At 36.5% G+C, this 25,901-nt stretch carries 22 protein-coding genes; 18 read left to right on the plus strand and 4 right to left on the minus strand.

Annotated features, from left to right (window positions below):
- On the plus strand, nucleotides 1-615 hold the full coding sequence (locus tag ACMGDK_RS00145) for a deoxynucleoside kinase (protein ID WP_034705905.1): 615 nt from the start codon (nucleotides 1-3) through the stop codon (nucleotides 613-615).
- An 84-nt stretch (nucleotides 616-699) separates the two neighbouring features.
- Nucleotides 700-1,050 carry an ArsC/Spx/MgsR family protein gene (locus tag ACMGDK_RS00150; protein WP_436806048.1) on the plus strand — a complete coding sequence of 117 codons (351 nt, stop codon included), beginning with the start codon at nucleotides 700-702 and terminating at the stop codon, nucleotides 1,048-1,050.
- Nucleotides 1,051-1,090: 40 nt separating this feature from the next.
- Here the strand turns inward: ACMGDK_RS00150 and ACMGDK_RS00155 are convergent, their stop codons facing one another.
- Both ACMGDK_RS00155 and ACMGDK_RS00160 read right to left on the minus strand, forming a co-directional pair.
- A complete protein-coding gene (locus tag ACMGDK_RS00155; RefSeq protein WP_436806049.1) occupies nucleotides 1,091-1,396 on the minus strand; it encodes a DUF493 family protein in 306 nt (101 codons plus the stop codon).
- Between the two features lie 41 nt (nucleotides 1,397-1,437).
- Nucleotides 1,438-2,106: a DUF4197 family protein gene (locus ACMGDK_RS00160; protein WP_436806050.1), complete on the minus strand. Its 669-nt coding sequence runs from the start codon at nucleotides 2,104-2,106 to the stop codon at nucleotides 1,438-1,440.
- A 348-nt stretch (nucleotides 2,107-2,454) separates the two neighbouring features.
- Here ACMGDK_RS00160 and ACMGDK_RS00165 point away from each other — a divergent pair, with 348 nt between their 5' ends.
- The 8 genes from ACMGDK_RS00165 (at nucleotide 2,455) to ACMGDK_RS00200 (ending at nucleotide 12,963) form a co-directional block, all read left to right on the plus strand.
- The gene (locus tag ACMGDK_RS00165) at nucleotides 2,455-5,295 is read left to right on the plus strand and encodes a SusC/RagA family TonB-linked outer membrane protein (protein ID WP_436806051.1); all 2,841 of its coding nucleotides are present in this window, start codon (nucleotides 2,455-2,457) and stop codon (nucleotides 5,293-5,295) included.
- 12 nt (nucleotides 5,296-5,307) lie between these two features.
- Nucleotides 5,308-6,723, plus strand: coding sequence for a RagB/SusD family nutrient uptake outer membrane protein (locus tag ACMGDK_RS00170; protein ID WP_436806052.1), 1,416 nt, complete (start codon nucleotides 5,308-5,310; stop codon nucleotides 6,721-6,723).
- 72 nt (nucleotides 6,724-6,795) lie between these two features.
- Complete coding sequence (locus tag ACMGDK_RS00175) at nucleotides 6,796-8,187, plus strand: glucoamylase family protein (RefSeq protein WP_436806053.1); 1,392 nt, start codon at nucleotides 6,796-6,798, stop codon at nucleotides 8,185-8,187.
- A 95-nt stretch (nucleotides 8,188-8,282) separates the two neighbouring features.
- On the plus strand, nucleotides 8,283-8,990 hold the full coding sequence (locus ACMGDK_RS00180) for a carboxylesterase family protein (RefSeq protein WP_436806054.1): 708 nt from the start codon (nucleotides 8,283-8,285) through the stop codon (nucleotides 8,988-8,990).
- Nucleotides 8,991-9,110: 120 nt separating this feature from the next.
- On the plus strand, nucleotides 9,111-11,438 hold the full coding sequence (gene bglX / locus ACMGDK_RS00185; protein WP_436806055.1) for a beta-glucosidase BglX: 2,328 nt from the start codon (nucleotides 9,111-9,113) through the stop codon (nucleotides 11,436-11,438).
- An 83-nt stretch (nucleotides 11,439-11,521) separates the two neighbouring features.
- Nucleotides 11,522-11,908: a hypothetical protein gene (locus ACMGDK_RS00190; RefSeq protein WP_436806056.1), complete on the plus strand. Its 387-nt coding sequence runs from the start codon at nucleotides 11,522-11,524 to the stop codon at nucleotides 11,906-11,908.
- Nucleotides 11,909-12,186: 278 nt separating this feature from the next.
- Nucleotides 12,187-12,600 (plus strand): hypothetical protein, encoded by a 414-nt coding sequence (locus tag ACMGDK_RS00195; protein ID WP_436806057.1) that lies wholly within the window; start codon nucleotides 12,187-12,189, stop codon nucleotides 12,598-12,600.
- Nucleotides 12,601-12,825: 225 nt separating this feature from the next.
- Nucleotides 12,826-12,963 (plus strand): bacteriocin-like protein, encoded by a 138-nt coding sequence (locus tag ACMGDK_RS00200; protein WP_436806058.1) that lies wholly within the window; start codon nucleotides 12,826-12,828, stop codon nucleotides 12,961-12,963.
- A 114-nt stretch (nucleotides 12,964-13,077) separates the two neighbouring features.
- Here ACMGDK_RS00200 and ACMGDK_RS00205 read toward each other — a convergent pair whose 3' ends face one another.
- Nucleotides 13,078-13,227: a bacteriocin-like protein gene (locus ACMGDK_RS00205; protein ID WP_436806059.1), complete on the minus strand. Its 150-nt coding sequence runs from the start codon at nucleotides 13,225-13,227 to the stop codon at nucleotides 13,078-13,080.
- A 261-nt stretch (nucleotides 13,228-13,488) separates the two neighbouring features.
- Here ACMGDK_RS00205 and purB point away from each other — a divergent pair, with 261 nt between their 5' ends.
- From purB to ACMGDK_RS00235, 6 genes are all read left to right on the plus strand, one after another.
- A complete protein-coding gene (purB, locus tag ACMGDK_RS00210; protein ID WP_436806060.1) occupies nucleotides 13,489-14,916 on the plus strand; it encodes an adenylosuccinate lyase in 1,428 nt (475 codons plus the stop codon).
- A gap of 47 nt (nucleotides 14,917-14,963) precedes the next feature.
- Nucleotides 14,964-15,923, plus strand: a complete 960-nt coding sequence (locus ACMGDK_RS00215) for a WG repeat-containing protein (RefSeq protein WP_436806061.1) — start codon at nucleotides 14,964-14,966, stop codon at nucleotides 15,921-15,923.
- A gap of 30 nt (nucleotides 15,924-15,953) precedes the next feature.
- Nucleotides 15,954-19,649 (plus strand): phosphoribosylformylglycinamidine synthase, encoded by a 3,696-nt coding sequence (locus ACMGDK_RS00220; protein WP_436806062.1) that lies wholly within the window; start codon nucleotides 15,954-15,956, stop codon nucleotides 19,647-19,649.
- A gap of 73 nt (nucleotides 19,650-19,722) precedes the next feature.
- Entirely contained in the window at nucleotides 19,723-20,118 is a 396-nt protein-coding gene (locus ACMGDK_RS00225) for a barstar family protein (RefSeq protein ID WP_436806063.1), read from the plus strand.
- A 43-nt stretch (nucleotides 20,119-20,161) separates the two neighbouring features.
- A complete protein-coding gene (locus tag ACMGDK_RS00230; protein WP_436806064.1) occupies nucleotides 20,162-20,788 on the plus strand; it encodes an SGNH/GDSL hydrolase family protein in 627 nt (208 codons plus the stop codon).
- Nucleotides 20,789-20,856: 68 nt separating this feature from the next.
- The gene (locus tag ACMGDK_RS00235; protein ID WP_436806065.1) at nucleotides 20,857-21,039 is read left to right on the plus strand and encodes a bacteriocin-like protein; all 183 of its coding nucleotides are present in this window, start codon (nucleotides 20,857-20,859) and stop codon (nucleotides 21,037-21,039) included.
- A 34-nt stretch (nucleotides 21,040-21,073) separates the two neighbouring features.
- Here the strand turns inward: ACMGDK_RS00235 and ACMGDK_RS00240 are convergent, their stop codons facing one another.
- Nucleotides 21,074-21,430: a diacylglycerol kinase family protein gene (locus ACMGDK_RS00240; RefSeq protein ID WP_436806066.1), complete on the minus strand. Its 357-nt coding sequence runs from the start codon at nucleotides 21,428-21,430 to the stop codon at nucleotides 21,074-21,076.
- A gap of 254 nt (nucleotides 21,431-21,684) precedes the next feature.
- Here ACMGDK_RS00240 and dnaN point away from each other — a divergent pair, with 254 nt between their 5' ends.
- A complete protein-coding gene (dnaN, locus tag ACMGDK_RS00245; protein WP_436806067.1) occupies nucleotides 21,685-22,815 on the plus strand; it encodes a DNA polymerase III subunit beta in 1,131 nt (376 codons plus the stop codon).
- 302 nt (nucleotides 22,816-23,117) lie between these two features.
- Nucleotides 23,118-25,520 (plus strand): phenylalanine--tRNA ligase subunit beta, encoded by a 2,403-nt coding sequence (gene pheT / locus ACMGDK_RS00250; RefSeq protein ID WP_436806068.1) that lies wholly within the window; start codon nucleotides 23,118-23,120, stop codon nucleotides 25,518-25,520.
- Nucleotides 25,521-25,901: the final 381 nt, after the last annotated feature.

Below are 25,901 nucleotides of genomic sequence, written 5' to 3' on the forward strand. Positions count from 1 at the left end.
ATGCATATTGCAGTTACAGGAAATATTGGTGCCGGTAAAACAACTTTGACCACGATGCTTGCCAAGCATTACGGATGGGATGCACAGTTTGAAGATGTAGACCATAACCCTTACCTCGAAGATTTTTATGCGGATATGAGCAAGTGGAGTTTTGCACTTCAGATCTACTTTTTGGGAAGCAGATTCCGTCAGGTAAAAGAGATCAGAGAAAGCGGTAAAAACATTATCCAGGACCGTACGATCTATGAAGATGCGCACATTTTTGCTGAAAACCTGAATGATATGAAACTTCTTTCAGACAGGGATTTCAATAACTATGTATCTGTTTTCGGTCTGATGAAGTCTTTCGTTTCCGCTCCGGACCTGTTAATTTACCTTAAGTCCGACGTTCCGAATCTTGTAAAAAAGATTTACAAAAGAGGAAGGGAATACGAAGCATCGATCAGTATTGAATACCTGTCAAAACTCAATCAGAAATACGAAAAATGGATCTCCGATTATACCGAAGGAAAACTTCTGGTAATTGAAGTGGATGACCTGGATTTTGTAGAAAAGCCCGAAGATTTCGGATTTATCCTTGAAAAGATTGAAGCAGAGCTGAACGGATTGTTTTAACAAATTTTTATCAGAATTTAAGAGAAGCTCCCCATTTATTCTTCCTAACTTTAAGGGGAAAGTTCAATTTTAAATAGTAACATTATGATGGTTAAGGTTTTACATAACGAAAGCTGCTCTAAATCAAATGCTGTACTCGAGTATCTTGATGAAAACGGTGTATCTTTTGAGATCATCAACATCATGGAAGATCCGTTGAGCATCTTAGAGATCAAAACGGTACTGAAAAAGCTGAATCAGAGTGTATTTCATATGATCCGTAAAACAGATAAGCTGTATATGGAAAATTATGCTGATAAAAATTATTCTGAGGAAGAGTGGATCAAGATCCTGTCTGAGAATCCTTCCCTGATACAGAGACCTATATTAATCAAAGGATCTGTTGCCATGCTGGGAAGACCTATTGAAAATGTAAAGTTCTTTATTGAAAAATAGTACAAATAAAAAAGTCAGCGAAAGCTGACTTTTTCTTTTTTTACAATAGAATGACGCCTTCTATTTTAGCGACATCTTTATAAATATTCACCACCTGATCTGCATCCAGAACGAATGCGTTGATATTGCATGCAGTATATTTTCCGTTTTTGCTTTCTCGGTTTCCCAATGTAAACTTAATACCGTCAAAAACTTTATAAATTTCAGTAAGCTTTGCCTGATCTGTGGGAATGATAAATTTAAATAAATAATCTTCAGGGAAGTCATGGTGACCTTCCAGTTTTTCCTTCAGGGAATTATAAAAATCCTGAGGGCTTGCGTGTTGATTTCCTTGTAATATGTCCATCTGCAGTTGTTAAATTATATATAAATATAGCGAAAATTTTTCTATTTTCCAAGCGGTCCAAGCAGTGCTTTTGAGTTCTGGTGCTCGTAATCTTCGATGATATTGAACAGTCCGTTTACCAGCTGTTCAGATGCAAGTCTGCTTAATCCACCAGTATTTACATTGCTGCTTCCGCCAAGTAGGCTTCCTAGAAGATTATTTCCTGAAAGAGCGGTATTAATTGTTTTTGCAATTCCATATTCATTCAGTTTCTCATCCACTTTGGGAGCGATGGCAGCCACTAGCTGTTGAGAGGTTTTCTCTTTTAAGATCTGTGTTGCTGTTGTACCCTGGATGATTCTCGTAACATCCTGTGCATTTAAACTGTTTACAGCCCCTTGCAGAATAGGTTTTGATATGTTAACAGTATATGCTGCTGCCTGTGCAATAAAATCTCTTTCCTTAGCTACCAGGGAAGGAGCAATTTTTTCAAGGGTAGAGTTGATGTCTCTAAGCTCCTTTGGGAGAGCCTTATCTACCATATTGTTTTGAAGGAAAGCTTCCTTGTTGCTGTAAATTCCCATCCCTTTATCTATACCGTTCAGTAAAACCCTTTTAATAATAGATAACCCAAGGTCGGAAGTAGCCACTGTTGTGCAGGATTGAACACTCGTGAAAATTAATGTTCCTGTTCCAATTAACAGCGCTGCTGCTATAATATATTTTTTCATTGTTCTTTTTTCTTATTTTTCCAAATATTGCGCCAAAGGTAAACACTATAACCGTATTAACAAAATATTAAATTCTTATTACCGATTTGGGGGATTTGTTGCTGAAAATAAAAGATTTCCGATTGGGTATTTTGCTATAAATTGATAGTTATAATAAAGTTTAGTTGTCCTTATTTGGTTTATTTGATTTTTTGTTTAATATTTTCCTGTTTTTTTTAAATTTTTATGATATGTTAACAATGTTCGATTTTTTTTCTATTTTTGAGTAATGTCTTTTTTTGAGAATTTAAATAACTCCACCAAGAAGGACATGTTTTAAAATTGATTGTACGAATAAAATTGAACTATATGAAACAACGTGATTTAAAGTATTCATGCCTCATTGCGGTTTTATACTTCGGTATGAACGTCAATGCGCAGACTACACCGAAAGACACTCTCAAAGAGCAGAAGATCGAGGAAGTGGTTTTGATAGGATATGGCTCTCAGAAAAAAGAAAATGTGACCGGAAGCATTGCTACAATTAGTGCTAAGGACATATCAGACAGGCCTAACTCAAATCCCATCAGTTCTATCCAAGGTAAAGTGTCTGGTGTTCAGATTCTTAACTCCGGTGCACCTGGCGCATCACCAAGAGTAGATATTCGAGGTATTGGATCCATAACCGGGAAAACGGTATTTATTGTAGATGGAATGATTACGGATGATATTTCATTCCTGAATCCACAGGATATAGAATCAATGAGCATCCTGAAAGATCCATCCAGTTTAGCTATCTTCGGGGCTAAGGCATCTAATGGAGCAGTCATTATTAAAACAAAAACGGGTAAGGGTAAAAAGCCCACCTTTAATTTCAACTCATATCTTGGAGTTAAAAAGGTAACCAACGTTCCGAAAATGGTTAATGGAGACCAATACGTTGAGTTATATAATGAAAAGTATATGAATGATATACGTGTAGGTGGACAGACATTCGATCCTACAAAAATTATATCAAGATCTCAATTTCCAGCAGATACAAACTGGTTCGATGAAGTGTTGTCACAAGGAATTATCAGCTCATCTGATATTTCTGCTTCAGGTAATCTAGGTAAATTGAATTATTTTTTAAGTTTAGGCTACTTAAAAGATGAGGGAACTTTAGAAGCAGGACGCGGTATAAACTCGGGAAATGATTTTGGAAGATTAAATACTAGAATTAATCTTTCTTATAAGATTACTGATAATTTAACGATCGGAGATAACTTTACCTGGGCTGACATTCATAATAATAATGCAAACAACCCTTTACTGACAGCATATAATGCTCCACCTGTTTTCTATTCGATTGATCCTACTACCAATAATTATGACTATATTACTTTGGTAAGTGTAACAAACCCTAGAGCAATGCTTGATTTATTCCGCTCAAAAACCAGGCAGCAACGTATGCTGAATAATATTTGGGCTGAGTATAAGTTTCTTAAAGACTTTACATTGAGAGTGAGCTATACTTCTGATAATACAAATACCAGTAAGTATGAATTTACTCCTACTGCAACCTATATTCCTTTACCAAACAGGTCTCTTTTGGTAACAAGAGATTCCAGAAACAGAGATTATGTGTGGGATAACACATTGTCTTGGAAGAAAAAACTAGGTCTTCATAATATTGAATTGCTGGCAGGTTTTTCACGTACCCAAAATTATTATCGTGAAAACTATTTAGAAGCTCGGGATATTTTATTTAATGGTAAAGATAGTAGTCTTGATATTTCTACAGGAAATGAAATTTATGGAACTACTATAAGCCCACCAGATGATCCACGTGCTGTTACTCCTTATAAAAAAAGGATTGAATCGACATTTGGAAGACTTAATTATGATTACGCAGGTAAATATCTTTTAAATGCTTCGGTTCGTAGAGATGGGGCAACAGGGTTCTCTTCTGATGACAGATATAAAGTATTTCCAGCAGTAAGTATAGGCTGGGTGATCTCGAAAGAAGGATTTATGAGTAATCAGAATGTATTTAATTTATTGAAGTTAAGAGCAAGCTGGGGTAAACTTGGTAATCCGGAAGTTTCGAGAGATTATGATAATCTTACTAGTATTCTTACAGGTGGAGCTTATTTTGGTGGTGTTGGTAATCCTGCACAGACAATTACTAGAATTGTAGACCCAACTATTACATGGGAAACGACTACCGGTCGGGACTTAGGGCTTGAAATGGCTTTACTTAATAACAAATTAAAAATTGAGGCCACTTATTTTGATAAAGATTCTAAAGATGTAGTTTATGGTATTAACCAACCAGCGACATCTGGGGCTAGTAATGCTAATAATTTTGTAACAAATGCCTATTCTTTCAACAATAAAGGATTTGAAGGCTCTGTTAGTTATGATGCAAAAGTGAACGACCATATTAAGTTCAGTGTTTTTGGTAATATTACTACCCTGGATAACAAAATTACAAGTGTATATGCAGATTCATATAACCAGCCTGGGGTAAGCTTATTTGGTAATCCTATCATAAGACTTGAAAAAGGACAGGCTGTAGGTTCATACTATGGGTATAATGTAATCGGAGTATTCCAAAACGATGCGCAGGTAGCTGCAGCTCCTACTTATTCGTCTGTGAAAAAAACTGTGGGAGGTTTTATGTTTGAAGACAGAGATGGAAACGGTGTGATAGATGCTAATGATAAAACATTTTTAGGAAGTCCGATTCCGAAATTTACTTATGGATTTGGATTTAATGTGACTATCTATGATTTTGATCTGGCAATGGATTTCCAGGGAGTATCCGGAAACAAAATTTATAACTATAACAGAGAACAGAGATTTGGGAATGAAAGCTGGGATCTAGATTTCTACAATAACAGATGGCATGGAGAAGGTACTTCAAATACATATGCCATGACCACCAATGACCAGGGAGTTATTGTTCCAAGCAGTTTTTATGTAGAAAACGGAAGCTTTTTCAGAATCAGAAATATTCAGATAGGGTATAACCTTCCAAAAGATGTTTTAGGGACTGCAATCCAGAAGTTACGTTTTTATGCAAGTGCTCAAAACCCCTGGACAAGCTTTAAGTATCATGGTTTCTCACCGGAAATCTTGAATACAGATAGAGTACAGATGGGTATAGACAATAATATTTATCCTATATCTGCAATATATACGGTTGGGGTTAATGTAACTTTTTAATTTAATTTTATCATGAAAAAAATCATATTTTCCATATTCATGCTTTCTGCAGTTTTAAGCTGCAAGAGTGATTATCTAGATATACCTGTTGAAGGGAGAACTGATGCTTCAGAATTCTTTAAAACAGAAAGTGATGCCATACAGGCTACCAATGCAATTTATAATTTTTTAAGAAGCTGGGATAATTCAGCGTTTCCATATCAATATCTTTTTGGAGTGCCGGCTGATGATGTATTAAAAGGCTCAAACCCAGGAGATGCCTCTTTCATTAATGCGTATGATCAGTTTACTTATACTGCTAGTGATGATGGTGTTAAAGGATACTGGGGTGGGCAGTGGCAGGCAATAGCCCGCTGTAACCAGATGATTTCAAAAGTTCCGGCTATTGAAATGAATACTGCTTTAAAAGATAGACTTTTAGCCGAAGCTAAATTTTTACGTGCTTATTTTTATTTTAACTTGGTAAGAATATACGGAGGCGTTCCAATTTTTGATGGTCTTCAGGAAAACTATAATATTCCTAGAAATACATCAGATGAAGTTTATAATTTTATAATTTCTGATTTAACGGCAGCTTCACAGGCTTTGCCACAATCATATGATGCCGCAAATTTAGGTAGAGCAACCAAAGGTGCTGCCTTAGGAATGTTATCAAAAGTTTATTTGTATAAAAAAGACTGGCAGAAAGCTTATGATGCTTCCAGCCAGGTAATTGCAATGGGATATTCATTAGATCCTGATTTCAACCATTTGTTTAGAGTGGCTGGTGAATTTGGTTCGGAATCAGTTTTCGAAATTGACTGCGCTTGTACAGGACAGTACAAAGGAAGCCAGTATTCACAGGTACAAGGAGCAAAGGATCAGTTCGGGTGGGGCTTTTTTACTCCTTCACAAGCACTGGAGAATGCTTTTGAGCCTGGTGATATTCGTAAAGAATTGACGATTCTGAGAAACGGCGAAATTACACCGGAAGGTGACCTTATTAATGCCAATCCAACGTCCGTTAATACGTATAATCAAAAAGCTTATGTGCCTAAAAGTCAGCAAAATACAGCTTGTGACGATGGGTCTGTCCAAAATATCAGAGTTTTACGCTTTGCTGAAGTCTTGTTAATCAATGCAGAAGCTGCAAATGAATTGGGAAATACTGCAACAGCAATTACAAATCTTAATAAAGTAAGAACAAGAGCCCAGTTGCCAAATACCACAGCATCTTCTCAATCTGCTTTGAGAACAGCGATCTGGCATGAAAGAAGAGTTGAACTTGCTATGGAAGGCGATCGTTTTGTAGACCTTGTGAGAACAGGACAGGCTGCTACAGTGCTGGCTCCTTATGGATTCAAGACTGGAAAGAATGAGCTTTTCCCGATTCCTTTTATAGAAATAGGACAGAGCAATGGGGTTTTGACGCAAAATCCAGGATATTAAATAAATAATAAAACTTTAGAGGAGAATGAAAGTTCTCCTCTTCTTTTAGTAAAACCAGCTAAAAAAGATTTCATGAAAAGGACCGTATTATCAATTGCTGTAACCTCTTTATTTTTTGCATATTCCTGCAAAAACTCCAATGCTCCGAAACAGGAAACTACTCAAAATGAAGCTGTGAAAAGTAGCATCACCGATGAACAGCTCATGGACAGAGTTCAGAAAGATGCCCTGAAATATTTTTGGGATTATGCTGAGCCAAAATCCATGCTGGGAAGAGAGCGCTACCACGAAGACAATATCTATCCGGATAATGACAAACATGTAGTGACAACGGGCGGCTCAGGATTTGGATTGGCAACACTTCTGGTGGGAGTGGAAAGAGGATTTATTCCAAGGCAGGAAGCTGTAAAAAGGCTGACCCATATGATGGATTTCCTTGCCAAAGCAGACCGTCATAAAGGTGCCTGGCCTCACTGGATCAACGGAGAAACAGGAAGAACTGTTCCTTTCGGGAAAAAGGATAACGGGGGAGATCTGGTTGAAACCGCATTTCTTACCTCAGGAATTCTGATGGTACGCGAATACTTTAAAAGCGGAAATGCAGAAGAAAAAGCCCTTGCCTCAAAATGTGATGAGCTTTGGAAAGGAATTCAATGGAACTGGTATACAAAAGGAGGTGAAAAAGTCCTTTATTGGCACTGGTCACCGGAATATCAGTGGGAAATGAATTTTCCTCTGGAAGGGTATAACGAATGCCTTATCACGTACATCTTAGCCGCTTCATCACCGACACATCCTATCGATGCCGAAACGTATTACAAAGGCTGGACGAGAAACGGAACTTACCTTACAGATAAAACAAAATATGGACTTTCTCTGTACGTAAAACATAACTATGCCGAAGAATATGGCGGACCGCTTTTCTGGTCACAATATTCCTACATCGGTTTGGATCCTACCGGGCTTTCTGATAAACTGGTGAAAAATTATTTTGACTTAAACAAAAATCAAGTCCTTATCGACTATAAATACTGCGTTGAAAACCCAAAACAGTGGAAAGGTTATGGACCAAACTATTGGGGACTAACAGCCGGATACACAAGAAATGAAGACGGAAGTACAGGATACACTGCTCATATGCCAACCAATGACAATGGCGTGATAACACCTACCGCAGCCCTGAGCAGCTTTCCCTACACCCCAAAAGAATCTATGAGCTTTCTGAAATTTCTATATACTCAGAAACCAGAATTTATTGGGTCAGCAGGACCCTATGATGCAACTTCAGTGAATTACAACAACTGGTTTACCCCAAGATACCTAGCAATAGATCAGGGGACAATAGCGCCTATGATTGAAAACTACAGAACAGGATTCCTTTGGAAATTATTTATGAATGCACCCGAAATTCAGCAGGGCCTTAAAAAACTAAGTTTCCAGTCTGAGAAGTACGGAATCAAATAATCTGATTTTTAAATGCTATTTTTATTCAATAGTAAATTATATTCAATCGAGAAAACTTCATTCGTTTAAATAATTAGCCAAAATCGAATAACAATATGAAATTAAAACTGAAACACCTTCCGCTTTTAATCCTGCCATTTTCACTACAGGTGAATGCCCAGGAAATAAAAGCAGAACTCAATAAAGAAATTAAAAGAACAGAGAAGATATCTTATATTCTCGATTATCCCCAAAAGGTAAAAGGAAATGTCCCGTTGATTGTATTTCTTCATGGTTCAGGAGAAAGAGGTAATAATCTCGAAGCAGTCAAGGCTCACAGTCCGTTTACTTACAAAAACCTGATCAAGGAACCCGTAGCTATTTTAGCGCCACAATGTCCTGCAGATTCATGGTGGGATACAGTGACAATTTATAATCTGATCAAGGAAATTCAGAAAAAATATAAAATTGATGCCTCAAGAATTTATCTCACAGGGCTCTCAATGGGAGGTTGGGGAACATTGAAATTGGCAATGGAACACCCTGAAATGTTTGCAGCAGTAGTGTCTGTCTGCGCACCTACAGATAGGATCATGTATGCTAATATCAATCAGTACAAAGATCTGAATATGAAAATTTTTCATGGCGGAATGGATGATATTGTTCTGCCTGAAAATGCACTTAATTTTTACCAGAGTTTACATCCTGTAAACCCTTCGGCAGAATTGGTTATCTTCCCGAATGATAACCACAATTCCTGGGACTCTACCTATTCGGATCCAAAACTGTACGAATGGATGTTGTCTAAGAAAAAAGGAGAATAGAGATTGGATCTTTGCGTCTTAAAATATAAAGCTTAGAGAAACAGCGCCTTTGCGTTATCCAACAAAATAAAAACCCCAGTAAACAATAAAATTAGAACTATAATTTAAGAAGATAGATTTATGAAAAAGTTAATTGTACTTGCAGCCTTAGCGCTTTCTCCCGTGTTTTCTGCACAGGAAATGGTTACCAAGCCGGTCCAGTCTTATCAGACAGCCCAATATCAGGCAAAAAGAAAAGCTTTCGTAGAAAATCTTTTGTCTAAAATGACTTTAGATGAAAAGATTGGCCAGCTCAATCTGCCTACCTCCGGAGATTTTACGACAGGGCAGGCTCAAAGTTCAGATATCGGAAAAAAAGTAGAGCAGGGATTAGTAGGAGGATTATTTAATATAAAAGGAGCTGATAAAATTAAAGCAGTTCAGAAGGTCGCTATAGAAAAAAGCCGTCTGAAAATTCCTTTGATCTTCGGAATGGATGTCATTCATGGCTATGAAACCACTTTCCCTATTCCGTTGGGCCTCGCTGCTTCCTGGGATATGAATCTGGTACAGCAATCTGCAAGAGTTGCTGCGAAAGAAGCTTCATCTGATGGGATAAACTGGACCTTTTCGCCGATGGTGGATATTTCCCGTGAACCGAGATGGGGAAGGGTTTCTGAAGGTTCCGGAGAAGATCCTTATTTAGGCAGTGAAGTTTCTAAAAATATGGTCTATGGGTATCAAGGGAAAGATCTTTCTGTAGGTAACACCATTTTAGCCTGTGTAAAGCATTTCGCGTTATATGGAGCAGGCGAGGCCGGGCGTGATTATAATACGGTAGATATGAGCCATGTGAGAATGTTCAACGAATATTTTCCGCCATATAAAGCAGCAGTAGATGCAGGAGTAGCTTCTGTAATGGCTTCTTTCAATGAGGTGGACGGAGTTCCGGCAACCGGAAATAGGTGGCTGCAAACCGAGGTGCTCAGAAAAATGTGGAATTTCAAAGGTTTTGTAGTGACCGATTATACCGGGATCAATGAAATGACAGAACACGGAATGGGAGATCTTCAGCAGGTATCTGCTCTAGCCCTGAAGGCTGGAATAGATATGGATATGGTAGGAGAAGGATTTCTAACGACCCTTAAAAAATCCCTGGATGAAGGGAAAGTTACACAAGCCGAGATCGATATGGCCGCAAGAAGAATTCTTGAAGCAAAATACGATCTTGGATTATTCGACGATCCTTACCGTTACGGTGATGCAAAACTGGCTGCAAAAGAGGTTTACAATATGGAAAACCGTAATATAGCAAGAAGTGCAGCAGCCCAGTCTATGGTTTTATTAAAAAATGAGAATAATGTATTGCCACTGAAAAAATCAGGTACAGTAGCCGTAATCGGTCCGTTGGTAAATAACTCTCTGAACATGGCCGGAACATGGAGCGTTGCTACAAAGCATGCAGCTTCAGTTTCATTAATGCAGGGTCTTCAGGCTAATTATGGGAAAGAAGTGAAATTCCTTTCTGCAAAAGGTGCCAACATTGATTACGATGCAAAATTAGAAGATATTTATGCGGCTCACGGTAAAAAAACAGACAGAGACAGCCGTTCCAAAGAACAATTGTTAAAAGAAGCTGTTGATATAGCAAACAAAGCAGATGTTATCGTTCTGGCAATTGGAGAATCTGCGGAAATGAGCGGTGAATCTTCATCAAGAACGGAAATCACCATTCCTCAGTCTCAGGTTGATTTATTGAATGAACTGAAAAAGACCGGAAAACCGATCGCGATGGTACTTTACACAGGACGTCCTTTAGCTTTAACCAATGTAAAAGATACGCCTGATACTATCCTGAATGCATGGTTTGCAGGCTCAGAAGCAGGAAATGCTATTTCGGACGTTTTATTTGGAAAAGTAAATCCTTCAGGAAAACTTCCGATGACCTTCCCAAGAAGCTTAGGACAGGTTCCAATTTATTATAATGCAAAAAATACTGGGCGTCCGTTGAGCCAGGATAAAGTTGATAAATGTGTATATGAAAGATTCCGTTCTAATTATATGGATGAATGTAATACACCCTTATATCCGTTCGGTTATGGTCTGAGTTATTCTAAATTCAGCTATTCCGATATGTCAGTTTCAAACCCGAATCCAAAAGGAAATCAGACAATTCAGGCTTCAGTAACGGTTACTAATTCCGGAAATTATGACGGGGCTGAAGTGGTGCAGCTGTATATCAGAGATATGGTAGGAAGTATTACCAGACCGGTAAAAGAACTGAAAGGATTCCAGAAAATTTTCCTAAAAAAAGGAGAATCTAAAAAAGTAACTTTCGATATTACACCGGAAAGCTTAAAATTCTACAATGGAGAATTGAAATTTGACTGGGAGCCGGGAGAATTTGATATCATGATAGGAACCAATTCTGATGATGTGAAACATTCAAAAATCAACTGGACTAAATAATAATAGCCCAAGCCATTCTTTTGAGTGGCTTTTCCTTTTGGCATGATTTTTAATAGCACAGTTGTAACTTTAAGATAATAATTATGAAAAAAACGATTTTACTTAGCGCAATGTTTCTGGGTTCTTTTGCTTTCGCACAGATCAAAGGTGGTGACAGAGATGCCCACGGATGTATCGGGTCTGCAGGATATACCTATTCCCAGATTAAAAAAGATTGTGTAAGGGTTTTTGAGCAGAAGATTAAATTAACGGAAGTTGCTCCTAAAGGAAGCTCTACTTCAATGGCTGCCGTGATTTTCAGTAAAGATTTGAAAAAAGCTGAAGTTTTTGTTCCGGATACAGATGGAGAAAGCCTGATTCTTACAAGAGCGGGAAGAGGTAAAATATGGAAAAAAGATGGCTATGTATTAGTTCCTTTCAAAAAGAACGGATATCAGCTTAAAAAAGACAATGTTGTGATTTATCAGTAAATCCAGATTTATAAAGTATAATTGAGGCTGTCCATTAAGACATTCTCTTTTTTTAGTTGCATAAAGAGTGTAATTCTATGAACACGTATTTTCTACTAGGGCCTAGAGAATTGTATAATATGATGGGAACAACTCTGGTGATATAATATCTAGGAAACACATAACTTAAATAATCTATTTGTAAACCTTTCAAAATGAGCGGTTTTTTGTATCTTAGATTAACTAATACCTTGTTACTATTGTTATTGTATAAAAAACTTAACCATTAATATTCTAATATGAGAAAAACTATTTTATTGTGCGCAATGTTCCTTGGTTTTTTAGCCTTTGCCCAACAAAAATTGCCTGTTCTAGGAGGTGATAAAGATGTTCATGGCTGTAAAGGCTCTGCAGGCTATACATATTCACAAATCAAAAATGATTGTGTGAGGGTTTTCGAACAGAAAATTAAATTAAAAGAAGTGAACTCAGATAAAAGTTACACTTCAATGACAGCTGTTATTTTTAGTAAGGATATGAAAAAAGCTGAAGTTTTCATTCCGTATGAAAATGCAAAAAGCATTATCCTTGAGAGAGAAGGAAAAAGCAAAAAGTGGAAAAGTGGAAGCTATATTAAAGAAGCTTATATTTTAGTTCCTTTTAAGAAAAAAGGATATCAGCTTAAAAAAGATAATGTTGTGATTTATCAGTAAATCTAATTTTTAATACACAAAAGCTGCTCGTAAAGAGTGGCTTTTTTTTGTGAAATGCTGGTAGGTTTTGGTTTGTTTTAATTAAAAATATTCTTTGATAATTTTTAAAAGGATAAATAATAAAGATTGAATTATACTTTCAGCTAAAAAATGTATATTAGTATAGCCAAATTATAGCAAAATCCGAAAAGCTGATAAAGTAGGAAAAAAACAAAAAATAGTATTATGAAAAATCTAAAAAAACTTACAAAACAAGAATTGAAAACAGTTCAGGGAGGTATTCCTATGTGCTTGCCAGGTTATTTCTGGTGTTCATTCGTGAAAAAATGTATCCCGGTAGGAACAGAATGTGGACTTGCATAGGGTAACATGGTTCTTTATATTAAGAAAAAATAAAGCCGTTCAGAAGAACGGCTTTTTCTATAATATTGTTAGAACTTGATCTGCATTTGTATGAAATGTTTCAGATCAGATTTTTTAATAACATTTCTCAGGGTCGTAAATTCTGCATGGTCCATTTTCTGTATATTGGCAAGCTCCTGCAGGGCAGTATCCACCCGGTGGAGGAACCCATCCGCCCGAAATCATTTTTAAATTACTTTTTGATAGTTTTTTTAGATTTTTCATAATAAGTTGATTTTAGATTTGTTATTTTATTCTGTAAATTTTAAGTTGTACGTTTTACTAAATTAGAAAATAAATTGGATAAAATCACCTTTTGTTGAAAAATTAAAATCATTTTTGTAAAATAAACTGTAAAAACAGATTTTAGCTTATTTAAAAACACGAATAAATGACCAACTTTGACTAAAATTTAAAACAGCATCGACAATTTTCATCTCTCACTGAAAATCCGTATTTTTGTACATCTAAAAAGTAAAAGAAAGAATGAATTCCTACAAAAATCCATTGGAAGAGCGCTATTCCAGTGAAGAAATGTTGTTTAATTTCTCACATAATAACAAATTCCGTACCTGGAGAAAGCTTTGGATAGCTTTGGCTGAAATTGAAAAAGACTTAGGTCTAGATATTACAGACGGGCAGATTGCTGAGCTGAAAGCTAATGCTGAAAATATCGATTACGATAAAGCAGCTGAGTATGAAAAAAAATTCCGTCATGATGTAATGGCTCATGTTCACACCTATGGTGATGTGGCGCCTTCAGCAAAGGGAATTATCCATTTGGGGGCTACTTCGGCTTTTGTAGGAGACAATACAGACCTTATTCAGATCCGTGACGGGCTTTTGATCTTGAAGAAAAAGCTGGTTAACGTAATGAAAAACTTAGTAGATTTCTCTATTCAGTATAAAGATCTTCCTACCTTAGGATTTACTCATTTCCAACCAGCTCAGCTGACGACTGTTGGTAAAAGAGCAACACTTTGGTTACAGAGTTTGGTTCTTGATATTGAAGAGCTGGATTTCTTCCTGGAAACTCTTCGTTTCAGAGGAGTAAAAGGAACTACAGGAACTGCTGCCAGCTTCCTTGAGCTTTTCAACGGTGATTATTCTAAAGTAAAACACTTAGATAAAGAACTTTCAAAAAGATTCGGTTTTGAAAAAGTATTCGGTGTTTCTGGTCAGACTTATGACAGAAAAATTGATGCTAAAGTGGTGGCCTTACTAGGAAATATTGCCCAATCTGCTCATAAATTCACCAACGATTTACGTCTTCTTCAAAACCTTAAAGAAATTGAAGAGCCGTTCGAGAAAAACCAGATCGGTTCATCAGCAATGGCTTACAAACGTAACCCAATGAGAAGTGAAAGAATCGGAGCATTGGCAAAATATGTGATGTCACTGACGACAAGTTCTGCAATGGTAGCTTCTACACAATGGTTTGAAAGAACATTGGATGACTCTGCAAACAAGAGATTAACAATTCCTCAGGCGTTTTTAGCGGTAGATGCTATTCTATTGATCTGGAATAACATCATGAACGGAATTGTTGTTTATCCAAACAGAATCAACAAGCACATTATGGAGGAACTTCCTTTCATGGCGACAGAATACATCATCATGGAAGAAGTAAAAGCCGGTGGTGACCGTCAGGAAATCCACGAGGTAATCAGAGTTCATTCTATGGAAGCTTCCAAAAAGGTGAAAGAGGAAGGAAAAGAAAATGACCTTATTGAAAGAATCTTAAACGATGATTCTTTAAAACTAGATAAATCAAAATTAAAAGAAGTTTTAGATCCTAAAAACTTTATCGGTTTCGCACCAATTCAGACAGAGGAGTTCATCAACAATGAAGTACAGCCGATTCTGGATAAAAATAAAGACTTGATAGGACTGGAGGCTGATCTTAAAGTATAAAATATATGCAGTCTTTTTGGGCTGCATTTTTTATTTTAATATTCAACATGAAAAGAACCCTTTTACTCATTTCCATGATACCCATCCTTTCTTTTTCCCAGAAGAAAGAGGTTTTAAAATATTTTATTTCAAAAGACTCTTTGGTTGGAGTTAAAAATCAGAAAGGTGACATTATTGTTCCTGCACAATTTAAAATTTTCTCAAACCTTGAAAATGGAGAAGTAGTTGAAGGTGAAACTATTTATTTTGATGGTTTTAAAAAAGGAGAGGCAGAAGAAAAAAATGCATGGGGATATGTCTATGATAAAAAAGGTAATTTCCTTTATAGGCCTTTCTTTTACGACAACGGAGCAGATTATTTTTCCGAAGGTGTAAGGAGGTTTGTTAAAAATGGAAAAGTGGGTTTTGCAGACAGAAATGGAACAGTTGTTATTGAACCGACTCATGATTTTGCATCGCCTTTCAAGTATGGCTACACTGCTTTTTGTGATGGTTGTGATTGGGAAAAAACAGAAGATGAGCACAAAGCAATAATTGGCGAGACTTGGGGAGTCATGAATTTCAAAGGGGAAATTGCAACGCCCATTTCAAAATCCGAAAATGTAGTAGAAGTTGGGGGGAAATATTTTCCAAACCCATTTAATTATAATGAAAAAGAGAAGACAATTCTTCAGTTTTTCAATGAACAAAATAAAAAGCTTTCAGAAATCTATTATGTAAATCATTACACAAAACTCTCTGATAACGAAAAGAAGTTATTTTTTGAAATTGTAGAAAGGCCAAAAGAAAACTTTCCATTCTATCAGGTAAATACGTATGATTATAGAAAAACGGAAGCAGGAATATCGGATTTTAAATTTCTAGTTTCAGAAAACGGTAAAAGTATTTTTGCACTTGAGTTTGAAAATGAAAAAATTCCTTTTCAGAAATGGCTGAAAAATGAGACCGAACAGGCTCAGCAATTTCAAAAAGAACATCCCGATAATCCGAATAAATTAAGTAAATAAGTCTAATAATATTTAAATATCTGGCATCTAATGTCTAATAACAAAAGAATTTTCGTAGAAAAAAGAGGAATTTTCGATGTAGAAAGTCCAAAAATTTTTGATGAAGTAAAAGCGGTTGTGCCGTCAATCAAAAATGTGAAAGTATATAATGTGTACGATATTTTCAATTTGAATGACGGTGAATTCGAAAAGGTTGTCAACAGCACTTTCGTAGATCCGGTTACTGATATTTTACATGAAGAAAATCCTGTCGAAGGAACCTATTTTGCCATGGAGTTTTTGCCAGGCCAATATGACCAGCGTGCAGATTCTGCACAACAGTGTATCGCTTTACTGACGGAGAATGAAAAATCTAAAGTAAGAAGCGGAAAACTGATCCAGTTTGAAGGAGTTTCTGAAGCAGATCTTGTCAAAATCAAGGATCTTCTGATCAATAAAGTGGAGTCTCAGGAAAAAGATCTTTCTATCTTAAATATTCCTGCAGATGAAATTCCGACAAAAGTTTTGATCCATGAAAATTTTATCAGTTTCGATGATGCTGAGCTTGAAAATTTTTACAATAATCATGGTTTTGCATTAGGATTGGATGACCTGAAATTTATTCAGGAATACTTTAAAACAGAAAAAAGAAATCCTACCGAAACGGAACTGAAAGTTTTAGACACCTATTGGAGTGACCACTGCCGTCATACCACTTTTGAAACAGAATTGTCAGATATTCAGTTTGAAGGAGCATTCAAACACACATTGGAAACCATTTTCAATGATTATATCGAAAAAAGAAAATTCTTAGGCCGTGAGCTGAAGCCAATCTCTTTAATGGATCTGGCAACAGTATGCGGAAGATATTTTCATAAAACAGGTAATCTGGAGAATCTTGTTGTTTCAGACGAGATCAATGCATGCACCATCCAGATCGAAGCAGAATACGATGGTAAAAAAGAACCTTGGTATTTATTATTCAAAAACGAAACCCACAATCACCCTACGGAAATTGAACCTTTCGGAGGTGCTTCAACCTGTTTGGGAGGTGCTATCAGAGATCCTTTGTCCGGAAGATCATATGTATTCCAGGCGATGAGATTGACTGGTGCTGCTGATGTGTTAGAACCTGTTGATAAAACTTTACCGGGGAAATTACCTCAGAAAACCATCACAAAACAGGCAGCCAACGGATATTCATCTTACGGAAACCAGATCGGTCTGGCAACTACAATGGTTTCCGAGATTTACGATGAAGGCTACAAAGCCAAGAGAATGGAAGTAGGCTTCGTTACCGGAGCAGTTCCTATTGATTGGGTAAGACGTGAGAAGCCTGCCAATGGTGATTCCATCATTATTTTAGGAGGTGCGACAGGCCGTGACGGTGTTGGCGGGGCAAGCGGAAGCTCAAAAGAGCAGGACGAAACCTCTATTCATACGATGAGCTCTGAAGTTCAGAAAGGAAATGCGGTTGAAGAGCGTAAAATCCAGAGACTGTTCAGAAATCCTGCAGTAACAAAACTTATCAAAAAATCTAATGATTTCGGAGCAGGCGGCGTTTCTGTAGCCATCGGAGAAATTGCAGATTCTTTAGAAGTGAATCTCGACGTTTTACCTTTAAAATATGAAGGATTAAATGGAACTGAGCTTGCTATTTCCGAATCTCAGGAAAGAATGGCGGTTGTAGTTGATCCAAAAGATAAAGAGCAGTTCATCAAATTCTGTGAAGATGAAAATATTGTGGCTGTAGAAGTAGCGAAAGTGACTGATTCAGGTAGAATGCAGATGTTCTGGAAAGGCGATAAAATTGTTGATCTTTCAAGAGAATTTTTAGATACTAACGGCTGTTCAAAATCACAGGATGTAAAAATTACCCATCTTGAAGAAGTAAAAGAAGAAGAAACATCTTTTACAAAAGAGAACTTCCTTAAAATATTAAGCGATAAAAATGTAGCTTCCCAGAAAGGATTACTGGAAATGTTTGACTCTTCTGTAGGAGGAACAACAGTGGCCATGCCTCTTGGAGGAAAATACCAGCAGACATTGATGGAAGGAAGTGCTCAGACACTGCCAATCTTAGGAGCAAAAGATATTGAAACTGTTTCCTTTGCAAGCTGGGGATTTGATACCGGGATTTCAAAACAGAATTCACTGCTGGGAGCCTCTTATGCCGTAGTAGAAAGTGTTGCTAAAATCGCTGCTATGGGTGGTGATTATAAGAATATCAGGTTAAGCTTTCAGGAATATTTCGAAAAACTGGGCCAAAATCCTGAGAAATGGGGCAAACCTTTAGCTTCTCTTTTGGGAGCTTATGATGCCCAGATCAATCTTGGTCTTGCAGCAATCGGAGGTAAAGATTCCATGAGCGGTACGTATCAGGATCTGAATGTTCCGCCGACCTTAATTTCATTTGCCTGTGCCAATGGTGACAAGAAAAATGTAATTTCCCCAGAATTCAAGGAGGCTGGAAACAAAATATATTTCTTCAACCATATTCCTCAGGAAAACGGACTTCCAAATTATGAAGGCTTAAAAGGAATTTTCGAATTTATTTTTGAAAACATCAAAGCCGGAAAAATTGTTTCCGTAAAAACCATTAAAGAAGGAGGTGCTGCAGTAGCTTTAGCCAAAATGAGCTTTGGAAACAGGCTGGGAGCAGAGATCAGTATTGACGAAAATGCTTTGTTGGCTAAAAATATCGGTAGCTTAATCATCGAATCAAAAGAAGAGCTGGGTAATGCTTCTCTTCAGCAGATAGGTGAAGTAAAAGACTCAGGTGTTTTAACGATAAACGGTCTGGAATCTACAATCCTGGATCTTCTGGCAGCGTATACCGGAACTTTTGAAAACCTTTTCCCAACTAAAGAAAAAGAAAAGCTGACGGTTGAAATTGATGAGAAATCAAACTCAATCCATCCAAGAAATATTGTCATTAAAAAATACGGAATTGCCAAGCCTAAAGTATTTGCTCCTGTATTTCCGGGAACAAACTGCGAGTACGATACTCTGAATGCATTCCAGAAAGAAGGCGCTGTGATCAGCAGTTTGCCTTTAAAAAATATCAGCCACCAATTGCTGGATGAAAGCATTGATGCATGGGTGGAGGAGATCAGAACATCTCAGATCCTTGCATTCTCAGGCGGCTTCTCAGCAGGTGATGAGCCGGATGGTTCCGCAAAGTTTATCGTAAACGTTTTGAAAAACGAGAAGATGAAAAACGCTGTTCACGAATTACTGGACAGAGACGGAATGATCATCGGTATCTGTAACGGTTTCCAGGCATTGGTTAAATCCGGTCTGTTGCCTTACGGTAGAATCAAAGATCTGGATGAAAACTCTCCGACGCTGGCCCACAATGCCATTAGAAGACATATTTCCCAGATGGTGAATGTAAAGGTGATTAATGACGAAAGCCCTTGGTTAAAAGGAATGAAAGATCAGGTATTCACCATTCCGATCTCTCACGGGGAAGGACGTTTCATGGCTTCCGAAGAAGAAATCAAAAAGCTTTACGAAAACGGACAAATTGCTACCCAATATATTGATCTTGACGGAAACATTGCCCACGGAATGCCTTTCAACCCAAATAACTCATTATTCGGAATTGAAGGAGTTACCAGCCCTTGCGGAAAGATTTACGGAAGAATGGGACATCCTGAGCGTTTTGCAGAAGGCCTCATGAAAAACATACCGACCGCGAATTATCACAATATATTCAAAAACGGAGTAGAATACTTCAAATAAAATAAAAATGACCGCCATTGAATGGCGGTCATTTTTTATATTTACAAAGACTTAAACTTCTAAAAAGACAATATTGAATTCCTATAAAATAATCACTATAAATGGCAGTCATTTTTCAGACCTGCCCGGATTCTACGATGAGGTTTCTTCAGTTTTGATGAAAGATACAGACTGGAAAATAGGAACTTTGGATGGCTTTGACGATATCCTGTACGGAGGTTTTGGAGTATTTGAAAGTGGAGAAAAAATTGAAATCAGATGGAAAGAGTCCCAAAAATCAAAAGAAGATCTAGGACTTGAATCAACCCGGAATTTTTACCAGAACAAGATCAGACAGGGAAAACCATTTAATATAGAATTGATGCAGGAAAAGCTGGATGATTTGCTGTCAGGAAACGGACAAACCTTATTTGAAATTTTAGTCGAAATTATAGAATCACACAAAAATATTACACTAATTTTGGAGTGATAAAAAAACTAGATTCTAACATCTAATATCTAGCTTCTAAAATATGAAGAAAATGATTTATGGGCTGTTCTTTGGGGACAGCATTACGTATGGAGAATATGACGGAGTATTCGGAGGTTGGGTTGATATCCTTAAAAGATATGCCCTGCAGCAGTTTCATGAAGGAGCCAATGAGTTGATTATCTTTAACCTGGGAATAGGAGGTGAAACTACAGAAGGCTTGCTAAAACGAATGCCTTATGAACTGGCGGCCAGGAATTCAGCCGAAGGAAATATAGTTTTTATTGGGTACGGAGCCAATGATCTGGCAATTAAAGATGGAATACCTATGGTAAGTCCTGGCCAGTTTAAAAATAATATGAATGAGGCCATTCATCATGCAAAACAGTTTGCGAATGATATTTATCTGGTAAGCATTCTGCCGGTTTCCCAGACAATTGACGGAGTAAAAACTGCAACAGGGAAATTAAGAACAAATAAGGAAGTTCTTGTTTATAACCAGATTATTAAAGACATTGCTGTTGAAAATGCCTTGCATTATATTGATTTTTACACTGTATTTTTAAGAGATAAGGAAATTCTGCTTTCCGGAGACGGTGTTCATCCTAATGAAAAAGGCTACGGCGTAATGGCTGAAACTGCCATACCAATTATAGAAAAATATTTATAAGATTAATTTATCTTAACGCGGTGAAATATTAATTTTATTTGTAGTTTTAGAATTACAAATAAAAAAGTATGAAAAATCTGAAAAGACTTAAAAGACAGGAACTGAAAAATGTAAATGGAAAAGGGGTAAACCCACCTTTGATTACTGTCCCTGTTGATGAAAACGGATATTGTAATTATCCTTATGGCTGGTATTGTCCAAAATTTAACGGCTGTATGACCTCCGAATCCTGGGACTTTCACTGCTCTTAAAAAAACTACAGGCATTTCTTTCAGAAATGCTTTTTTATTGAAATATATATTTCCAGTAAACAATAATTCCTACTATAACAGATCCAATCGCCATCAAAAGAACGGCTCCCGCAGAAATATCTTTAATAAACCCTATTCTTTTATCAAAATCAGGCTGAATCATATCACATATCTTTTCTATAGCTGTATTGAATATTTCAGCACTTAAAACACCTATTGACGCTATAAGAATAAGCATGGTATCAATTGATGAAAGCTTAAAATAGAATATCAGAACCAGGTTTATAAAAAAAGCAGCAAGTTCAATCCGGAAATTTCTTTCTGTTTTTATCATCAGGAAAATACCCCGGAAAGCGTTTAAAAAACTTCTGTGAACAGGCGGTTTTTGCATAGCTTATTTTTAACAAAGATAGGATTTGTAATTTGATACAAGTAAAATATTCAGTACCCGTTTTTATATCAATATTCACTCATCAATGAGAAAATAAAGATCGGATTTTGATCAAAATTAATGACTAGATGTAAATCCGGGCATTAAAATCATGCCTTAAAACAGCTTAATGATATTTGTTCAAAACTCCTTAAGATTATTTTTTTCATTATAGTTTCTATTTATTATATTTGTAGAAACTTATTTTTAAATCTATGAAATTTATTATTTCAAGTGGTGAACTGCAGAAAGCATTGCAAACTGTAAGTGGCGTAATATCAAGCTCTCAATCGAGACCGATTTTAGAAAACTATCTTTTTGAACTAGACGGAAATAACGTTACCATTACAGCATCTGATGGCGAGACTACTCTTGTTACCTCTCTGGACGTAAAGTCTGATGATTCGGGTAAATTTGCCGTTCCTGCTAAAATTTTTCAAGATTTTATCAAGACGTATGGAGAACAGCCTTTAACGTTCGTTGTAAAGGATAATGCAGAAGGAACCGGAAGCCAGCTTGAGATTTTAGATGAGAAAGACAATTTCGCTGTAGCACTGGATAATGCCGATGATTATCCGGAACTTCCCGAATTTGATGCATCTCAAAGTGTGGCAATGCCGGCAGGAGTTTTATCGGAAGCGTTGACAAACACCCTTTTTGCAACAAGCAATGACTCTCTTCGTCCCGTAATGACCGGAGTATTGTTCCAGTTTGGAGAAAATGAAACCAATTTTGTTTCTACAGATTCCCACAGACTGGTAGTTTATAAAAGAACAGACCTGATGAATGCCGAGCCAATGGAATTCATCATGCCTAAGAAACCTTTGAACATTTTCAAAAATATTCTGGCCAGCTCTAACGAAGACGTAACGATCGACTTCAATGAGAATATGGCTAAATTTACTTTTGGAAAACATATCTGGATCTGTAGACTGATAGATGGTAAATACCCTAATTATACAGCAGTAATCCCGAAAGAAAATCCAAATGTACTGACGATCAACAGGAATCTTCTTCTGGGAGCGATCAAAAGAGCGTCAATCATGTCCAATAAATCTACCAATCAGGTAAGATTTAAGCTGTCTGCCAACATTCTTCACCTTCATGCAGAAGATACAGAATATGCAAACAAAGCGGATATGCAGATTCCTTGTGATTATAACGGAGAAGACATTAATATTGGCTTCAGTTCCAAATTTTTAACGGAAATGCTTACCATTTTAGGTTCTGACGATATCACTATGAAAATGTCTCAACCTAACAGACCGGGAATTATTGAACCTCTTGACGGTCTTGAAGAAAGTGAAAATATTCTAATGCTATCAATGCCGGTAATCGGATTGTAATATTAAAATAAATTAAAAATATAAGAGATTGAATTTTTTCAGTCTCTTTTTTTATTTTAAATAAGCTTTGGTTTTTAAAAGATTAATTTTAGTGAATAGCCACAAATTCTAATTATAATATCAATATATTTATCTTTTTTATAGTAAAATTTGCTTATTCAGCAAGGGGTAATTAATAAAAACTATTTGTTTTAAAATGATTCCTAAATTTCTCTATTTCTTAAAAAAACACGACATTTGTACGGGAAAAATCGTACAGTACATATTGTGCGAAAATTCAATAATTTTTCAAAATATAGCAAATGAAAATATCAAACAACTGGCTGAAAGACTTTATCAAAACGGAACTGAAAACGGAAAGGATCGGAGAATTCCTTACAGATATAGGTCTTGAAGTGGAGGGGATAGAAAAATTTGAGAGTGTAAGAGGCAGTCTGGAAGGTATTGTAGTAGGAAAAGTATTGACCTGCGAAAAGCATCCGAATGCAGATAAACTAAAGAAAACAACAGTTGATGTAGGGAATGGGAAAATATTAAATATTGTTTGTGGTGCTCCCAATGTTGAAGCAGGGCAGACAGTTCCTGTAGCTGTTGTCGGAACTAAGATCTATGATAAAACCGGGAACTTTTTTGAGATCAAAGAAGCTAAGATCAGAAGCGAGATATCTCAGGGAATGATCTGTGCGGAAGATGAGCTTGGCCTTAGCGAAGATCACGGAGGAATTATGGTTTTGGATGAAACCAAATATGAAGTAGGAAAGAACTTTGCTGACTATTTTGAATTGGCCAATGATGAAGTGATCGAAATCGGTTTAACGCCAAACAGAACAGATGCTATGTCACATTATGGTGTAGCAAGAGATCTTCATGCTTTTCTTTCAACCAACCAGCAAAAATCAACGTTTGAGAAGCTGAATTCCGAGGTTTTGAATGGTGAAGGCTCACATAACTTCACTTTAGAAGTGGAAAACGCTGAACTGTGTCCCAGATATATCGGAGCTGTCATTGCAGAAGTGAAGATAGCTGAATCTCCGGCATGGTTAAAAGACAGACTGAAAGCAATCGGTTTAAGCCCGATCAACAATATTGTAGATATTACGAACTATATTCTTCACGGTTACGGACAGCCTCTTCATGCATTTGATGCAGACAAGATCACTGGCAGCAAAGTGAAAGTAGGAACTGTAAAAGAAGGAACAAAATTCACGACTTTGGATGGTGTTGAAAGAACTTTAAATGGTTCTGAAGTCATGATCAAAGATGGAAAAGATAATCCAATGTGTATTGCAGGAGTTTTCGGTGGTGCGAACTCAGGAGTTTCAGATGAAACAAAAACCATATTCCTGGAAAGTGCTTATTTCAACCCGGTAGCCGTAAGAAAAGGAGCTAAATTTCATGGTTTAAATACGGATGCTTCCTTCAGGTTTGAAAGAGGAGTAGATCCTAATATTACCAGAACAGCAATAACTCATGCTATTAAAATGATTCAGGAGATTGCAGGAGGAAAATTGGTTGGCGATTTGTTAGAGGAGTATCCAAAGAAAATCGAAGATAATTATGTGATCATCAGATTCTCAAAGATCGAACAGATTTTAGGAACGAAGATCCACAGAGAAAAAGTAAAGGAAATTTTAAAGTCTCTTGAGATCCAGGTTTTAAATGAGATCCAGAACGGACTTGAAATCTCCGTGCCAGCTTACAGAGCTGATGTAACGAGAGAAATTGATGTGATTGAGGAAATCCTGAGAATTTACGGATACAATAAGATTGATGCTCCGCAGAAAATATCTTTTACGCCGGTAAAACTAAGTGCTAATGATCAGGACGAGCTTGAAAATAACTGGGCAAGAACACTGCAGGGACTTGGTTTCAACGAAGCCATGAACAACTCACTGACTTCTGTAAAAGATGAAACCGATGCCGTAAAGTTACTGAATCCATTGAGTGGTGACCTTGCCTTCATGAGAAAATCTTTATTGGAAGGTCTCCTTCAGAATGCAGTGTACAACATCAACAGAAAGAACCAGGATATCAAATTCTTTGAATTCGGAAAAATTTACCATAAAAAAGATAAATACGAAGAAAGAAAACAGCTTGCACTTCTTGTTACAGGAAGAGACGTTGCTGAAAACTGGCTGCAGCCTAAATCTGCAGTAAGCTTCTACAATCTTAAAGCATATGTAAAAGTCTTATTAGAGAAACTGGGAGTTGATTATAAAGAAATTGCTTTAACAGATGAAAGGTTCTCCGATTCATTAGCTTATGAAGCCGGAGGAAAAACTTTAGTAAGAATTGGAAAAGTATCTCCGGTTTTATTAAAAGACTTTGATATTGATCAGGAATGCTTCTATGCAGAAATAGAGCTTGAACTGGCTCAGGAATTACGTTCCAAGAATGTCCTTAAGTTTGAAGATATCCCTAAATTTAATAAGATCAGAAGAGATCTTGCTTTATTGATTGATAAGAATATTAACTATCAGGATCTGTATCAGACCGCGAAAAAGAATAAATCTCCTTTTATCAAAGGGATCAATCTATTCGATGTGTATGAAGGAAAAAATCTTCCTGAAGGAAAGAAATCTTATGCGATGAGCTTTGAACTTCTTAATGAGGAAAAAACATTGGAAGAGAAGGAAATTTCTGAAGTAATGGAATCTCTGATCAAGGCATTTCAAAAAGAATACAACGCAGAATTAAGATCTTAATCCAGATAAAATATATCATTAAAACGGGCTTTAGCCCGTTTTTTTGTTTCGTAATCATTGCAAATTAAATTCTACATAATCTTATAGTATATGTTTTTAAAGTATAGAAAACTGCTCAATCAGCAGATCTGCAAGAGAAAAAAAATCAATCATTCTCCGGATAACCAACCATTCAATAGAAAAGGGATTTATCCCGTTTTAAAATTGGCCAAGATAAACAGGCTTTAGCCCAAAATAAAAACATTATCTAAAAAGTAGATAAAGATATTAATCCCATTGATTTTTAGAAGTTAATCCTAAAATAGAGCTTTCGAAAGTAATAAAATCCTTTGCCATCCGTTTAAATAATATAATTTCCTTAAATTTGAGTAAATCAAAAAG

It is taken from the genome of Chryseobacterium hilariae, from assembly GCF_051400735.1.
In the GTDB taxonomy this organism is placed as follows: Bacteria; Bacteroidota; Bacteroidia; order Flavobacteriales; family Weeksellaceae; genus Chryseobacterium.

Excerpts from the sequence above, each read along its gene's own strand:
- ACMGDK_RS00145 (WP_034705905.1), top strand. The coding sequence starts at position 1 with ATGCATATTGCAGTTACAGGAAATATTGGTGCCGGTAAAACAACTTTG.
- ACMGDK_RS00235 (WP_436806065.1), top strand. The coding sequence starts at position 20,857 with ATGAAAAATCTGAAAAGACTTAAAAGACAGGAACTGAAAAATGTAAAT.
- ACMGDK_RS00150 (WP_436806048.1), top strand. The coding sequence starts at position 700 with ATGATGGTTAAGGTTTTACATAACGAAAGCTGCTCTAAATCAAATGCT.
- ACMGDK_RS00195 (WP_436806057.1), top strand. The coding sequence starts at position 12,187 with ATGAGAAAAACTATTTTATTGTGCGCAATGTTCCTTGGTTTTTTAGCC.
- ACMGDK_RS00190 (WP_436806056.1), top strand. The coding sequence starts at position 11,522 with ATGAAAAAAACGATTTTACTTAGCGCAATGTTTCTGGGTTCTTTTGCT.
- ACMGDK_RS00240 (WP_436806066.1), bottom strand. The coding sequence starts at position 21,430 with ATGCAAAAACCGCCTGTTCACAGAAGTTTTTTAAACGCTTTCCGGGGT.
- ACMGDK_RS00215 (WP_436806061.1), top strand. The coding sequence starts at position 14,964 with ATGAAAAGAACCCTTTTACTCATTTCCATGATACCCATCCTTTCTTTT.
- ACMGDK_RS00165 (WP_436806051.1), top strand. The coding sequence starts at position 2,455 with ATGAAACAACGTGATTTAAAGTATTCATGCCTCATTGCGGTTTTATAC.
- dnaN (WP_436806067.1), top strand. The coding sequence starts at position 21,685 with ATGAAATTTATTATTTCAAGTGGTGAACTGCAGAAAGCATTGCAAACT.
- ACMGDK_RS00200 (WP_436806058.1), top strand. The coding sequence starts at position 12,826 with ATGAAAAATCTAAAAAAACTTACAAAACAAGAATTGAAAACAGTTCAG.
- ACMGDK_RS00160 (WP_436806050.1), bottom strand. The coding sequence starts at position 2,106 with ATGAAAAAATATATTATAGCAGCAGCGCTGTTAATTGGAACAGGAACA.
- ACMGDK_RS00170 (WP_436806052.1), top strand. The coding sequence starts at position 5,308 with ATGAAAAAAATCATATTTTCCATATTCATGCTTTCTGCAGTTTTAAGC.
- bglX (WP_436806055.1), top strand. The coding sequence starts at position 9,111 with ATGAAAAAGTTAATTGTACTTGCAGCCTTAGCGCTTTCTCCCGTGTTT.
- ACMGDK_RS00180 (WP_436806054.1), top strand. The coding sequence starts at position 8,283 with ATGAAATTAAAACTGAAACACCTTCCGCTTTTAATCCTGCCATTTTCA.
- ACMGDK_RS00175 (WP_436806053.1), top strand. The coding sequence starts at position 6,796 with ATGAAAAGGACCGTATTATCAATTGCTGTAACCTCTTTATTTTTTGCA.
- ACMGDK_RS00230 (WP_436806064.1), top strand. The coding sequence starts at position 20,162 with ATGAAGAAAATGATTTATGGGCTGTTCTTTGGGGACAGCATTACGTAT.
- ACMGDK_RS00155 (WP_436806049.1), bottom strand. The coding sequence starts at position 1,396 with ATGGACATATTACAAGGAAATCAACACGCAAGCCCTCAGGATTTTTAT.
- ACMGDK_RS00220 (WP_436806062.1), top strand. The coding sequence starts at position 15,954 with ATGTCTAATAACAAAAGAATTTTCGTAGAAAAAAGAGGAATTTTCGAT.
- pheT (WP_436806068.1), top strand. The coding sequence starts at position 23,118 with ATGAAAATATCAAACAACTGGCTGAAAGACTTTATCAAAACGGAACTG.
- purB (WP_436806060.1), top strand. The coding sequence starts at position 13,489 with ATGAATTCCTACAAAAATCCATTGGAAGAGCGCTATTCCAGTGAAGAA.
- ACMGDK_RS00205 (WP_436806059.1), bottom strand. The coding sequence starts at position 13,227 with ATGAAAAATCTAAAAAAACTATCAAAAAGTAATTTAAAAATGATTTCG.